Here is a 13910-nt window from a genome sequence, read left to right as displayed (position 1 = left end):
CTCTGCGGCAAGCCTTTCTCATTGGCGTCGCCCCTTCCATGAACCGCTTCGCCGAGCTTCTCGACCGGCTGGTGCTGACGCCGTCGCGCAACGGCAAGCTGACGCTGTTGACCGACTATTTCCGCAGCGTCGAGGATCCGGACCGCGGGCTGGCGCTGGCGGCCATTACCGGCGATCTGTCCATCGCCGCGGTCAAGCCGGCGATGCTGCGCACACTGGTGATCGAGCGCATGGATCCGGTGCTGTTCGGCTATTCCTACGACTATGTCGGCGACCTGGCCGAGACCGTGTCGCTGGTCTGGCCGCAAGCGCCGGTCGACGTTGCGAACCACGAGCCGACGCTGGCCGAGGTGGTGGCCAAGCTGCAGGCGGCGAGCCGTTCCGACGGGCCGCAGGTGCTGGCCCGGCTGCTCGACAGCGCCAGCACGTCGGCGCGCTTCGCCATCATAAAGCTGGTCACCGGCGGCCTGCGCATCGGCGTCTCGGCGCGGCTGGCCAAGCAGGCACTGGCCGATTTCGGCAAGGTCGATATCGCCGAGATCGAGGAACTCTGGCACGGGCTGACGCCGCCCTATATCGGGCTGTTCGCCTGGCTGGAGGGTAAAGCGGAAAAGCCCAGGAAAACGGCGCTGGCGCTGTTCAGGCCGGTGATGCTGTCGAATGCCGTCGGCGACGGCGACCTCGAAAGGCTCGACCCGGCCGACTACGCGGCCGAATGGAAATGGGACGGCATCCGCGTCCAGGCGGCTTGCGAAGGCGGCATTCGCCGGCTCTATTCGCGCACCGGTGACGACGTCTCCGGCGCCTTTCCGGATCTTGCCGAGGCGATGGATTTTTCAGGCGCCCTCGACGGCGAGCTTCTGGTCGGAGACCCCAGGCAGGCGACGGGCACGTTCTCGGACCTGCAGCAACGGCTGAACCGCAAGAGCGTGTCGCCCAAGATCCAGCAGCAATACCCCGCCTTCATGCGGTGCTACGATGCGCTGCAGATTGGTGACGAGGATTTGCGCGGACTTCCCTTCCGCGAACGGCGCGGCCGGCTCGAGGCCTTCGTCAGGACGCTCGATCCGAGCCGCTTCGATCTGTCGCCGCTGGTCGAATTCACCAACTGGCAGGCACTCGAGGAATTGCGCCGCAAGCCGCTGCATCCGGTCATCGAAGGCGTCATGCTGAAGCGCTGGGATTCGCCGTATGTGGCCGGTCGGCCGAAGGGCCCGTGGTTCAAATGGAAGCGCGATCCGCACACGGTCGACGCCGTGCTGATGTATGCCCAGCGCGGCCACGGCAAACGCTCGAGCTTCTATTCCGACTACACATTCGGCGTCTGGTCCGGGCCGGAAGGATCGGAGGAGCTGGTGCCGGTGGGAAAGGCCTATTTCGGCTTCACCGACGAGGAACTGAGGCAGATCGACAAATATGTCCGCGACAATACGATCGAGCGCTTTGGCCCGGTCCGCTCGGTGCGTGCCGACCGCAGGAACGGGCTGGTGCTGGAGGTTGCGTTCGAAGGGCTCAACCGCTCGACGCGGCACAAATCCGGCGTCGCCATGCGCTTTCCGCGCATTTCGCGGCTGCGCTGGGACAAGCCGGCGGCCGAAGCCGACCGCATCGAGACGCTGCAGGCGCTGCTCGATAGTTAATGCATGTCGCGCAAAAAACAGTGCAGCGGTTTTGCGGTAACGACATGCATCAGAACAAGAATCTGAAGCGCGTCGCATGAGGCCGGTCCGAACGCGACGTGCTTTAGGGAACGACTGAGACGCGGATCTCGTAGATGTCGACCGACTTGCCCTGCTTGTCGAAGTCGGAATTGATGGCGATGGTGCCGGCAGCGCCCGGACGCTTGTCGGGAAAGCGCACGTCGAACAGATATTCATTGCGCTCGCGACCGACCGCATAGCGCTTGCGGCCGCAGTCGCCGAGTTCGCCGAAATTGCAATCGACGGAAATCTGCGTCTCCTGGCCCTCCTCGGAGCGCGCGATGATGTCGAATGTGGCATGCTTGCCGGCCAGTTTTTCCAGCACGCCTTGTCCGACGTCGAAGCTGATGGCCGAGCCGGATGCCCCCGAGCGGATGCGCAGGAAGGAACCGCTTTCGTCCTGGATGACGTCGGCCTTGGTGTCCGACGGTGCATTGACCTGCGTCGGGTCACCCGGCGAAAAGACATTGATCCAGTCGTGCGCCTGGTCCTGCTCGCCCTGCTTCGGCGGCGAAGCAGTGTCGTCCGGCGTGAAATCATCGCCGTCGACCGTTGGCGGCGCTTCCGGCGGCGCCGTGTCGAGCTCGGTCGCCGATTTGAAGACGCCGGTCTGGTTGGCGAAATAAAGGCCGATGCCGGCGGCTGCGAGCAGCGTCACACCGAAGAAGATCGCGCTCAAGGGCAGGCGCCGCCGTCTCGCCCGCCGGTCGTCGCGGTCGGGCGTCACTTCCGCGTCGTCCGTTTCGGCGTCGGCTTCGGTCGGAACCGAGGCCGCCATGTCGATCACCGGCGCCTCGGCAACAGGCGCATCGGGCATGATGTCGGGAACGACCGGCAGGACGCGCGACCGCGGCGCATCGGATTCGGGCGGCTGCGCCGGACCGTCAACGACGACATCGGGCGACGGCGCGGCTTCAGCTTCGGCCGGGGGCTCCACCTCCGGTGCTGCCTCCAAACTGTCGGTCGGCGCGGCGACGTCGGCAACCGCCGGCAGGAATTCCGATTCGATTTCGGTGATCTTCGCCTGGACCGCCTTGCGCCGCTTGATGGCGACTTCCACCGTGACGTTTGGATTAGCCTGCAGGGCACGGTCGAGTGCCGCGAAAGCCGATCGATAGACCCGCTCGCGAAACGCCCGGTCGTCGGCATTGCCTTTCTCGAAGGCATTACGGATCGCTTTTTCGATCGCGTCCAAGCGAATTCCCTCTGCAATTTCACTCACATTGCCATGATCGTTAGCCGCAGGCGACCAATCAATCAACAAGCGAGCGGCCGCATTCTGCCTTGCCGAGGGGCACAAAGCTCATTTCGGCGGTTTTCGGTAAAGGAATCAACATTTTTCCCTGATTTTCCCGCCGCGGCCAACGTGGCGGATGGGACGGCCTGCCGATACGGCATCACGCGGCCAATGGTAGATCCGCGCGGCGGCTGCCCTTGCGCCCGGCCGGAGGCGGCACCAATTGCCTCGTCCTGAAATCGCGACTGCCATCTTGAATTCGCGGCCGGTTGCGTCTATCACGCAGCCCATCTTGGAAGCTCGGCTTCCCGGGCCGCTTTAGCTCAGTTGGTAGAGCACATCATTCGTAATGATGGGGTCAGGTGTTCGAGTCACCTAAGCGGCACCAAACGGCCTATCCCGCGCGCCTGCTTCAACCGGCGTTCAGCCGAGTGGAAAAGCTGCCGCCGCCGAGACGAGGGCGAGCATTGCCAGCACGATCCCCGCCGCCCGACAGATGACGCGATGATGCCGCACGGCGGCAGCGCGCACGAGCGGACGCGAAAGCGCGACGGCCAGGAATCCGTACCAGCCTATGTCGATGATGGCGACGATGGCCGCGACCATCAGCATCTCGTTCGAGGTCCGGATCGGCAGCATCAGCCCCATGAAGGCGACGGCGAAGAAAGTGGCGGTTTCAGGCGAGAGAATGCTGATGAGAAACCCTCCGGCAAACAATCCGGCCTGCCGAGGCGCTTCGCCGATGGCCGGCGGCGCCGTTCTGGCGATGCGCAGGGCCATCCAGCCAAGGACGGCCGCACCGGCGATCTTGACCGCCGGCACCGACAGCGACCCGGAAAGATGAACGGCGCCAAACGCCACCAGGACCGCCAGCACGGCGGTACCGGCGCCGATCCCGGCCACCAGCGGGATCGTCCTGCCAAAGCCGTGCAAGGAGGCAAGGCTGCCGGTCGCGAGGCCAATAGGGCCTGGCGTGATCATGATCACCGTATATGCCGCCAGGAATTGCAGCATCGCCGTCGACAGAATAAGCGAACTTGACATGCCAGTCTCCCGTTTGCTGCGCCGGTTACAGATTAGAGAAGAATCACCGTCGCGCTCCCACTCCCTGTTTCTCACCATGCGACGCGAAAATGCTTAGATGTTTTCAGATTTACTTTCCAAATAGAAGAATATCCCCGCGTGCCCAAAGCAGGTAACAGACGAGAAGCGTCGCAGGGATTGCGATAGCCTGGATCTGATCGGTGCGAGCGTCAGCAATGACGCGGGCGACTTCGGTCGCGGTGACGATAATTGCCGGAAAGCGGCTGAGCAGTACCGAAAGGCGGAAGAGCTCCGGCATTTTGAGGCCGAAGAGCACCGCGCCATGCGCGCCGAGCCTGAAGGCGCTGCCGAACTTGCCCACGGCATGGAGCAACCCCGATGTCACGACCAGGATTGGATTGCCGACGAGCAGCAGACTTGACCCGAGCACCAATGACCCGGTGCCGGACAGAAAATCTGCGCGCTGTATTACCGACGGGTCGAGATGTCCGTTGCTGAGGGCGCGATGATACTCCTCGCCGCTGCGCAAGAAGATGGCGCTCGCCACCAGCAGCGCCAGTGAGTTCCAGCCGCCGGCGAGGTCGTGGCCGAACATTAGAGGCGCGGCGAAAGTGCTGCTCGCCTCGGTTAGCGCCAGCCGAATCTGCATGAACATGGCCATGCCGAGGCCCAGCACATTGCCGGCAATATAACAGCCTCCGGGTCCTGAAAGCCGCACCGCGACCGCTTGTGCCAATCGTTGTCCTGGCCAGCGCCGCTGGGCATCCGCTTTTTCGCTTGCCGACATCGCCCCTGCTCCTGGTACGATCCGCCCCAGCGACGGACGCCGGCGGCGGCCCCCGTTCCGCCGCCGTTGCCCGCCTTCTCCCCCGGATCGTGAAGGCGTCGTGGTGTTGGGAGGTCCATCCACGCTGCGAGCAGAAGCCTACGCGGAGCGGCGGGCGTGCAAATCGGTACCGCCACCCATTTTTAGGCGGTCGATTTCCCAGTTTTCGCGGAAATTTTGCTGTGGGAACTACCCAGAGCCTGTTCCATCCCGACAGAATCGGCTGGGATCATGATCCAGTCTGGTGCGGTTCCAGCGGATGGGTGCCCGTCAACAGCCACGGCTCGCCTCGCAGGCGCAGGAGGATTTCCATGCGGTTTGCGGCATTGAGCTTGCCGAGCAGCGAGGAGACGTGATGCTCGATCGTGCGGGGCGAGCGCGACAGATGTCGCGCGACCTCCTTGTTGCTGATGCCCTGGGCGATCAGGGCGAGCACCTTCTGCTCGTGCCGTGTCAGGCCGAGTGGATGGCGGCGAGCTGCCGCATAGGGTCCGCGCTGCACCTTCGGCAGCAGGCCTGACAGGCCCTGACGCTGCGCAAGCTTGCGCGCGAGCGCCGCGGCCGCGGGCGCGTCGATCTGGTCGAGCATCGCCACGGCGCGAGCGAGCGCCGCCCCCGCATCCGCCCCACGAACCTGCATGAGGGAAAGCGCTGCCTCATAGGGCAGCGACAAACGCGTCCACTCCGCCGCGGCGGTCTGCGGATCGCCGAGAAGCTCGGCGGACCAGGGCGAGGGAATCGGCGCCGATTGCGCCGGCAGCGACCCGGGCATTCCGCATCGACGCCACCAGACCGACAATTCGCCAAGGTCCCGGGGGCGGAAATTGTCGAGGTTCATAGCCGCCAGCTCGGTAAGCTGCGCGTGGCTGGCGCCGACATCCTCGGCAAGCCAGGCCGCCTCCGCCAGCGCCAGGCGAACCGGGACGATACGCTGCGGCTCGCCGGTCGTCTGGCCCTCCACAAGCGCGCGCTGCAAAAGGTCGACGCCGTCGGTCTCGCCCAGCCTTACGCGGACCGTGCCAAGCACGGTGAGCGCCGGCAAGTGCATCACCATCGGCAGGCGTTCCACATTCATGACGCCCTGAGCGATGGTTGCGGCCTCGCGAAACCGGCCCTGTTCCATGCAAAGCTGCGCCTGCCGGCCGAGCAGGTATTGCGCCGCCGAATCGAGGTCGTGCCTGGTGCAGAATGCGATGCCTTCGGCCAGCAGCCGCTCCGCCAGCTCGAAGTCCTTGGCCACCACCGCGCATTCCGCAAAGTTCGTATAGGCCCGCGCCGCATGGTCGTGGAGCCCGTGCTCGAGCGCCAGGGCAAGGCTTTCCTCCAGCCGCTCAACGCCGCCGGGGCGGTTGGCAAACATGAGCGCGGTTCCGACATTGTTGAGGGCGTGAACACGCGTCTCGACCTCGCCCAGCCGATCGGCCAGACTGATCGCGCGCTCGCCCCATTCGATCGCCTCATCGAAACGATAGTGCAGCATGTGGAGCTGCGAGCGCGTGCTGTGGGCCATTGCCACCTCGGGACCGGGCGGCAGGCTTTCCACCTCACGCACGGCCTGGTCCGCATATTCCTCCGCTTGCGGGCCTTCGCCGCGCCGCCAGTGCAGGCGCGACAGCCAGCGTAGATTAAGGCCTACCTTGTCGATCCGGCCCAGCTGCCGCCAGATAGCGATGGCGCGATGCCGGGCCTCGATGATGGCGTCATAGACAAGCAGCGCCAACCCGGCCTCGTACGCCCAGTCCTCATGGAGCTGCGCGGCCAGCTCCGGCGGGGCCTGGTCGACATATCTGAGTGCGGTCGCCAGATGCGAGGCCGCCTCCCGATGCGCCCCCAGGCGCGCGGCTTGGCTGGCGGCGAGCGGCGCAAGTTCGAGCACGCGTTCGCCATTGTCGGCGCCGCCGGCGTGGTGCACGCGGCGCGAAAGCAGAGCACTTGCCTGCGAGGCCGGAACTTCCGAGAGTGCCGCTTCGACCTTCGCATGGAGCGAGCGTTGCACAGAGGGGGAGAGCCGGTCGAGCGTCGCTTCCCTGGCAAGCTCGTGACGAAATGTCAGCGCGCCCTGGTCGTCCCGCCGCAGCAATCCGCGCACGACACATCGATCGACGAGCACTTCGGCCTCGGCCCCGAGAAGGGCCCGGATCAGCCACGGCTCAACGCTGCCCGGCATGATGCTCATGACCTCCAGGACGTCGCGCTCTCCAGGCGTCAGGCGCGACAGGCGCGACCACACCGCGTCGCGTATGGAATCGGGCACACGCGCCGATTCGGTCTCGCTGCTGGACAGGAGCTCGGTAACGAAGAAGGGATTGCCCTCGGTAATGCGATAAAGCCCATCGGCGGAGCGGCCGGCCTGTTCGGCCAGCATTGTCACCGCCTGGGGAGACAGCGGTCTAAGCGTCACGCGGCGTACCGAGGCGGCGGGAAGATCGCCGAGCACGTGGGTCAGCGGGTGATCGGCGTTCAAATCCTCTCTGCGCATGCTCAGCACCAGCATGGTGCGGAGCAGGGAGACGCGGCGCCCGAGATATCTTACGAGGTCGAGCGTCGCATTGTCCGCCCAATGCATGTCCTCGAAGATGAGCACGGTCGTGCCCTTGGCGCGCTGCAGCGCATTCAGCAATGCCGGGAAAAGCCGCTCCGGCGCAGCGGTCTCCTCAAGCAGCGCCGCCACGCGCGGGTCGAGCAAGTGCGCCATGTCCTGGAGAGGGCCCAATGGGCGCGGCGTGAAGAGCGCCTCGCACCAGCCCCACAGCACCCGGCAGTCCCGGTCGGCGTTTTCCGCGAATTCGCGCAGCAGAGAGGTCTTGCCCAGGCCCGCCTCGCCGTGCACCAGCACGGTCCCGCCATGTCCGGCAGCAGCTCTCTCGGCCGCGGCCAACAAAGCTCCAAGTGGGTCCTCTCGCTCAAGCAGCATCAAGCCCGCGCCTCCAGAATATTGAAGGTACAACAGCAGGCAATGAGTGCAACACAGTCGTTTCACATGGCCGGGAATGTTTGGCAAATAGCCGCTCGGAACCGGGCGTCATTTGTCCTGGAGCAGATATGTTTGCCGCTGCCGTAGGCACGAAGGCCACAGAACAGGCAGACCCCGCCACGGCGGGCGTTGACAGCCCAGGCGAAGCGGACTGTAGTTCTGCGAAGCAACCACTGCCCCGAGCCTCGAAAAAGGCCGCTCACTTCACCGGATTGTCGCCCAGCGACGCCACAGTCTTCAGCGCGCCGTCGAGCATGTCGCCCTTCTCGTCCTTCAGCGCCGCTTCGCGCAGGCGCCGGATCCAGTCTGCGGCGTCCGGGCGGCCCTTGAGCTGGTCGAGCGCCGACAGCACCCGGTCGAATTTCGACTGGGCGCGGGCGTGGGTGTCGCTGTAGCCCTTGATCAGCCGGCGGCAGTTGAGGATCTCCGTGCCAAGCGCGTAGTCCTGGCCGACTTGGCCCAGCGCCAGCGCATACCAGCGCTCGATATGCGCGGTCTCGACCTTGTGGCGCAGCAGTCGGCGGCGCCAGCGGCGCAGGCCGCCGATGAACCACAATGCGGCAAAGCCGGCGAAACTGTCGGTGCGGATGCGGCGGCCGCGGTTGATGCGGCGGTCGAGGAAGGCGGCGAGCTTCGGCCGGCTTTCGATGTAGCTGCCGAGCCCGGCCGGCAGCGTGCCGCAGAATTCCTCGATGCGCGGATGGAAATATTCGGTCACCTGCAGGACCGAGCCGTCCCTGACGCCGACCTCGCGGCGTACGCGTCGGTCGCGGCTAGAGCGCGTCTTCAGGTCGGCGACGCGGATCATGTCGTCGTAGCACATGGCGTTGGCCAGATGCTTGGCGGCGGCGATCGACAGCGCGTAGGCGTGTTCGACATCGTCCAGAGCGACGGCCTTGTCGAGCCTATCGAGATACTCGCCGCCATAAGCAACGTCCTGATAGTCAACCACTTTTTTCAGGCCGCGAAGCGCCATGTCGCGCACGGGTACAGGCAGCGTGGCGACGCGCGCCGCCAATTGTTGCCAGCCTTTTAACAGGCTTTCCGGACCGCTGACTTTTGTCGTTGCGGCTAAGCCGGTTTCGGCGGCTGCCGGCTGTGCAGTCTTGTCGCCCGAATGCACACTCGCGATGCCGCGCGCCCGATCGTAGGCGGCGCCGAAGGCGGCGAGGCTGGCCTTGACACCACGGCCGCCGGCACTGACCGCCCGCTCATAGCTTTCGCGACTGAACGGCAAGGCGTCGGAGCCGGCCAGCGCGCCGAGCAGGCTGGCCGAGATCATCGAGCCATTGTCGGCGGCGATCCTCTCCATGTCGAAGGCGATGAAGCGCTTGGCCGCGGCTTCCGCCGTGGCATGCACCTTCGAGGACGAGGCGCGGCCATCGCCGGGCTCGATCTTCTCCGAGACCGCGGCGATGCGGTGCGACGAGGCGATCAGCGTCGTGCGCTCGGGCGTGACGAAGCCGCGGATGATGGCGCGGCCGGCTTCCATCAGTTCGGCGGCAATCAGGATGTCGACGTCGCCCTGCGACGGCGACAGCGCGAAGACCGGCTGGCGGCCGGTATCGCGGCACATTTCGACATAATAGATGGTGGCGCCGGTGCGCTGGGCGACGCCGGCGACCGAGGTCGATTGCGCGACGTAGCCGTTGCGCTCGGCGACGTCGGTGATCCAGTCGGCCAGCACGCCGCCGCCCTGGCCGCCGACCGCCAGCACGGCAAGCTTGATGACGCGCTCGTCGTCCGGCGCGCCGGCCTTTGAACGGGTTGATGGAACGGCGTCAAGCATCGGCGAATATCAGGCGCCGGCTTTCACGGCGCCGCTGCAAGAGACCGATCATGGCGCGACGCGCGGCTTCAAGGAAACGGTCCCAGCGGCTCGGATTGTGCACGACATCGGCGCGGTAGAAGGACGGGCAGAGCACCGCCGCATCGGCAACCTCGCCGCAATTGCCACAGCCGACGCAGCTTTGGTCGATATGCGCCACCGGATCGTCGCGCAACGGATCGTCGAGCGACTTCACCGAAAGCGACGGACAGCCGGACAGCCGCATGCAGGCATGGTCGCCGGTGCAGATATCTTCGTCGACACCGAATTTCGGCTTGACTATGCGCGTCCCGCCCTTGATCGCCTTGTCGACCAGCGGCTTTTCGCGGCGCTGCCGGTTGAGCATGCATTCGGACGAGGCGACAATGACTTTCGGGCCCTTCTCGTCCGTCGTCAGCGCCTCGCGCAGCGTGTCTTGCATCCTGGTTACGTCGTAGGTGCGGTCGATGTGGCGCAGCCATTTGACGCCCATGCCCTTCACCGCCTCGGTGATCGGGTGCTTGGTCGACTTGGTCTTGTTGCCGGCGCGGGACGACAGGATGTCCTGCCCTCCGGTCGCGGCCGAATAGAAATTGTCGACGATGACGATGACGCCGTCATTCTTGTTGAACACGGCATTGCCGACCGAGGAGGTCAGGCCGTTGTGCCAGAAGCCGCCGTCGCCGACGAAGGAGATCGAGCGGCGCTTGGCATCGGGCGAATTGAACGCCGAAGCCGAGGCCGGCCCAAGCCCGTAGCCCATGGTAGTGGCACCTAGCTCGAAAGGCGGCATGATCGAGAACAGATGGCAGCCAATGTCGGAGGCGATGTGGTGCTTGCCCAGCTCCTGTTCGACCAGCTTGGTGGCGGCGAAGATCGGCCGCTCCGGGCAGCCGACGCAGAAGCCGGGCGGTCGGCCCGGGACGACGTTGATCAGGTCGGCGGTGTCGAGCCCGTCGCCGATCTTGTTCGGCGCGCGGACCTCGCTTGGCAGCAGATGCGGGATGGTGGCACGCAGGAACGATCCGATGCCGTCGAGCATCACCTGGCCGGTATATTCGCCGGCCATAGGCAGATGTTCCTTGCCGACGAGCCTGGTGCCGCGGCCGGCCTTGTGCAGCATCGCGGCAAAGGCCTGTTCGATGTAGTTGGGCTGGCCTTCCTCGACGACGAGAACGGCGTCCTTGCCTTCGCAGAAGGACAGGAACTCGTCGTCGACTAAGGGATAGACGGCGTTGAGCACATAGAGCGGCACGTCGGTGTCGCCATAAGTGTCGGCGAGGCCGAGCCGCTGCAGCGCCCGGATGACCGAATTGTACATGCCGCCCTGCATGACGATGCCGACCGAGCCGTGCTCCGGGCCGAAAAACTCGTTGATCTTGTTGGCGCGGATGAAATCCACCGCCGCCGGCCAGCGTTTCTGCACCTTTTCCTTCTCGTGCAGGAACGACGCGGGCGGCAGCACGATGCGGCCGGTGTCGCGGCGCGGCGCCTCGAGCGCATCGGCCACAGTCATTGCCGGGCGCTTGTTGTCCTTGGCGATGAAATGGCCGTGGACATGGCAGCAGCGAATACGGACCTGCAGCATGACCGGCGTGTTGGAAACCTCGGACAGCTCGAAGCCGTCCTCCACCGCCTTGACGATCGACGGCAGGTTCGGTCGCGGGTCGAGCAGCCAGACCTGGCTCTTCATGGCAAAGGCGTGGCTGCGCTCCTGCATGATCGAGGAGCCTTCGCCGTAATCCTCGCCGACGATAATCAATGCACCGCCGGTGACGCCGCCGGAAGCGAGATTGGCGAGCGCGTCGGAGGCGACATTGGTGCCGACCGTCGACTTGAAGGTCGCCGCGCCGCGGATAGGATAATGCACGGATGCCGCCAGCATAGCGGTGGCGGTCGCCTCCGAGGCGCTCGCCTCGAAATGCACGCCGAGCTCGCCCAGGATATCCTGCGCGTCGGCCAGCACGTCCATCAAATGGCTGATCGGCGCGCCCTGATAGCCGCCGACATAGCCGACGCCGCATTGCAGCAGCGCCTTGGTGATGGCGAGAATGCCTTCGCCGGAAAACTCCTCGCCGGCGCCGAGCCTGAGCTTTTCGACTTCCTTGGCAAAAGACCGTTCGGCCATTTTGGGCTCCTTCCGTTACCGCCCCGATGGCGGCGCGTAAGATCAGATGTCGTGCTTGCGAATGTTCTTCAGCATCTTCTGCAATGTCGCGATCAGCGCCGCGTATTCGGCATCGTCGACATCGTCGAACATTGCCTCGAAAGCGTCGTGCATGGCCGGCCAGGCGCGCGCGAACTCGGCGCGGCCATCGTCGGTCAGGAACACATGGCGGATACGGCTGTCGGTGACCCCCTGCTCGCGCCGCACAAACCCTTGCCCCTCCAGCGTGTCGAGCGTGCGGCTCAAGGTCGACTGCTCGATGACGGTATAGACCGAGAGATCGTTGACGGTGACGCCATCGGTGACCGACAACACGGCCAGCGTACGCACCTGCGGAATGGTCAGGCCCTGCTTGCGGAAATTGTCACGTAAGGTGGCGTTGTAGCGGCCCATGATGCGGTTCATCAGATAGGGCGCGAATTGCTGCAGGCCGATCTGGCCCAAAGTCGAGATGCGCTGGCGCTTTTCAACCTTCTGTTCCATCACAGCCTCCCCGCCAGGAGAAAGCCGGAGCCGCCGCCCAAGCCAGCACCCGGATGGGTCGAGGCACCGATGTGGTAGAGACCCCTGACCCCGGTGGCGTGATTGCGGCTCGTCTTGAACGGCCGCCACAGAAACGACTGGTCGATAGCCGAGGAACCGCCATAGGGGTCGCCGCCGACCAGATTGATGTTCATCGCTTCCAGGTCGGCCGGCGAACAGGCGCGGCGTGCGATGACGCTGTCCTTGAACCCATCGATATGGCTGGCAAGGATCGCTTCGGCACGGTCGGCATAGGCTTCGCGCAGCGCCTCGGTCCAGCGACCGTCTGCCGGTGTTTGCAGTTTGCCGGCGGCATCGCCCTTGATATGCCGTGGCGCCTCGGGCAGTTGCAGCCACAGGACCGCCTTGCCGTCCGGGCAGCGCGATGGGTCGAGCGCGTGCGGCTGGCCGATGCACATGGTCGGCACCTCCGGCAGCATGCCGCGCACGGCTTCGTTGCAGGCCTTCGAGACGCCGTCGAGCCCCGGCGTCAGATGCAGCAGCGCGACCTTGTCCAGGCCCTCGCCGCGCCATGCCGGCGGCTTGTCCAAGGCATAGTGGATCTGGAAATTGCCCTTGCCGTAGCGGTATTTTTGCGCTGCCTCGACGTCTGCTTTCGGCGCCGCGTCGCCGAGCAGCCGCTCGTAGAGCTGGGTCGGCGTGACCGAGCAGATGACGCTCTTGTTCACGTTGATCGTTTCGCCCGAAGCCAGCCGCACGCCGGCGGCGCGGCCTCCGCTTTGGACAATAGCCGCGACGTCGGCGCCGGTGCGGATTTCGCCGCCACGTTCCCTGATCAGGGCCTCGAAGGCGGCCAGCAGATTCCTGGCACCGCCCTTGACGATCGGCGCGCCGGCCGCCTCAAGCGCGAAGGCGATGACCTTGGCGATCTGGCCGGAGAACGCGTCCTCAGGCCCGAGGCCGGCATGCAGCACCCAGGGCGCCCACAGCGCGCGCATGGTTTCCGACTGATAGGTGCTTTCCAGCCAACCGCGCGCCGGCACCAGCGCGCTGCCGAGAAAGGCGGCAAGGCCACGCGGGCCGCGCCGCCAGGCTTCACCCGCCAGCAGCCTGGCCGTCGGGTAGGACCACAGGCTGCCACCGAGCAGTCCGAACAGCAGACCGGCGTTGCGCTCGATCTCGCCGACATCGTTTGCGTGCCGGTCGCCGTCGCCCGCGGCAAGCGCATTGATCGCCGCTACATTGGCGATACGGTCGGTGCGCAGGACGGCATGGCTGCCGTCCGGGCGCAGCACACCGGTCGGCGTGGAGCTGTTGCAAAACTCCAGGCCGTGCCGCGCCAGATCCTTGCCCAGCGCCGCATAGGCCGGCGAGGTGATGAACAGGACAAAGGTCGTCGCCATCACGTCGTGGATGAAGCCGGGCGCGGTGATTTCTTCGGTGCGCATGCAGCCGCCGATGCGGTCGTTGCGCTCGAGCACCAGCACCTTCGCCCCCTTGCCGCCAAGCATCGCCGAGCAGACCAGCGCGTTGATGCCGCTGCCGACGACGATGTGATCGGGAGCGCTCATCGATGCGTGCTCCTAGCAGAGATTGGCGCTCTACGGCGCCGTAGAGCCGCAGCTTTGCAAGGCTGCCGCTCCCACTCCGTCACCACAGTGCCACTTCCGCA

At 65.5% G+C, this 13910-nt stretch carries 9 protein-coding genes and 1 tRNA gene; 2 read left to right on the top strand and 8 right to left on the bottom strand.

Features of this window, described 5'->3' with window-relative positions:
• Positions 1-38: 38 nt before the first annotated feature.
• The gene (locus tag NKJ81_RS11370; protein ID WP_352540485.1) at positions 39-1640 is read left to right on the top strand and encodes a cisplatin damage response ATP-dependent DNA ligase; all 1602 of its coding nucleotides are present in this window, start codon (positions 39-41) and stop codon (positions 1638-1640) included.
• A gap of 103 nt (positions 1641-1743) precedes the next feature.
• On the opposite strand, the gene NKJ81_RS11365 is transcribed toward NKJ81_RS11370, so the two are convergent.
• Entirely contained in the window at positions 1744-2895 is a 1152-nt protein-coding gene (locus NKJ81_RS11365) for a hypothetical protein (protein ID WP_352540484.1), read from the bottom strand.
• 354 nt (positions 2896-3249) lie between these two features.
• Between NKJ81_RS11365 and NKJ81_RS11360 the strand changes: the two genes are divergently transcribed.
• A tRNA-Thr gene (locus NKJ81_RS11360) sits at positions 3250-3325 on the top strand.
• Positions 3326-3360: 35 nt separating this feature from the next.
• Here the strand turns inward: NKJ81_RS11360 and NKJ81_RS11355 are convergent.
• The 7 genes from NKJ81_RS11355 to NKJ81_RS11325 form a co-directional block, all read right to left on the bottom strand.
• Positions 3361-3981, bottom strand: coding sequence for a LysE family translocator (locus tag NKJ81_RS11355; RefSeq protein ID WP_352470025.1), 621 nt, complete (start codon positions 3979-3981; stop codon positions 3361-3363).
• A 109-nt stretch (positions 3982-4090) separates the two neighbouring features.
• A complete protein-coding gene (locus NKJ81_RS11350; protein ID WP_352540483.1) occupies positions 4091-4657 on the bottom strand; it encodes a hypothetical protein in 567 nt (188 codons plus the stop codon).
• Between the two features lie 379 nt (positions 4658-5036).
• The gene (locus NKJ81_RS11345) at positions 5037-7721 is read right to left on the bottom strand and encodes an ATP-binding protein (protein WP_352470023.1); all 2685 of its coding nucleotides are present in this window, start codon (positions 7719-7721) and stop codon (positions 5037-5039) included.
• A gap of 259 nt (positions 7722-7980) precedes the next feature.
• Positions 7981-9570 (bottom strand): indolepyruvate oxidoreductase subunit beta family protein, encoded by a 1590-nt coding sequence (locus NKJ81_RS11340; protein WP_352540482.1) that lies wholly within the window; start codon positions 9568-9570, stop codon positions 7981-7983.
• The gene (locus NKJ81_RS11335) at positions 9563-11716 is read right to left on the bottom strand and encodes a thiamine pyrophosphate-dependent enzyme (RefSeq protein WP_352540481.1); all 2154 of its coding nucleotides are present in this window, start codon (positions 11714-11716) and stop codon (positions 9563-9565) included. Before NKJ81_RS11335 ends, NKJ81_RS11340 begins: the two co-directional genes overlap by 8 nt.
• Before the next feature lie 42 nt (positions 11717-11758).
• Positions 11759-12238 (bottom strand): MarR family winged helix-turn-helix transcriptional regulator, encoded by a 480-nt coding sequence (locus tag NKJ81_RS11330; RefSeq protein ID WP_352455076.1) that lies wholly within the window; start codon positions 12236-12238, stop codon positions 11759-11761.
• On the bottom strand, positions 12238-13809 hold the full coding sequence (locus NKJ81_RS11325) for a phytoene desaturase family protein (RefSeq protein WP_352501691.1): 1572 nt from the start codon (positions 13807-13809) through the stop codon (positions 12238-12240). The genes NKJ81_RS11330 and NKJ81_RS11325 overlap by 1 nt, the downstream gene beginning before the upstream one ends.
• Positions 13810-13910: the final 101 nt, after the last annotated feature.

Source organism: Mesorhizobium sp. M0018 (assembly GCF_040323955.1).
Taxonomy (GTDB): domain Bacteria; phylum Pseudomonadota; class Alphaproteobacteria; order Rhizobiales; family Rhizobiaceae; genus Mesorhizobium.
The sequence above is the reverse complement of the archived record's forward strand: the minus strand, read 5'-3'. Positions and strand labels throughout refer to the sequence as shown.

Bases quoted from the DNA above. Each gene is read 5' to 3' on its own strand.
- NKJ81_RS11370 (WP_352540485.1), top strand. From the start codon at position 39: ATGAACCGCTTCGCCGAGCTTCTCGACCGGCTGGTGCTGACGCCGTCG.
- NKJ81_RS11355 (WP_352470025.1), bottom strand. From the start codon at position 3,981: ATGTCAAGTTCGCTTATTCTGTCGACGGCGATGCTGCAATTCCTGGCG.
- NKJ81_RS11345 (WP_352470023.1), bottom strand. From the start codon at position 7,721: ATGCTGCTTGAGCGAGAGGACCCACTTGGAGCTTTGTTGGCCGCGGCC.
- NKJ81_RS11340 (WP_352540482.1), bottom strand. From the start codon at position 9,570: ATGCTTGACGCCGTTCCATCAACCCGTTCAAAGGCCGGCGCGCCGGAC.
- NKJ81_RS11335 (WP_352540481.1), bottom strand. From the start codon at position 11,716: ATGGCCGAACGGTCTTTTGCCAAGGAAGTCGAAAAGCTCAGGCTCGGC.
- NKJ81_RS11330 (WP_352455076.1), bottom strand. From the start codon at position 12,238: ATGGAACAGAAGGTTGAAAAGCGCCAGCGCATCTCGACTTTGGGCCAG.
- NKJ81_RS11325 (WP_352501691.1), bottom strand. From the start codon at position 13,809: ATGAGCGCTCCCGATCACATCGTCGTCGGCAGCGGCATCAACGCGCTG.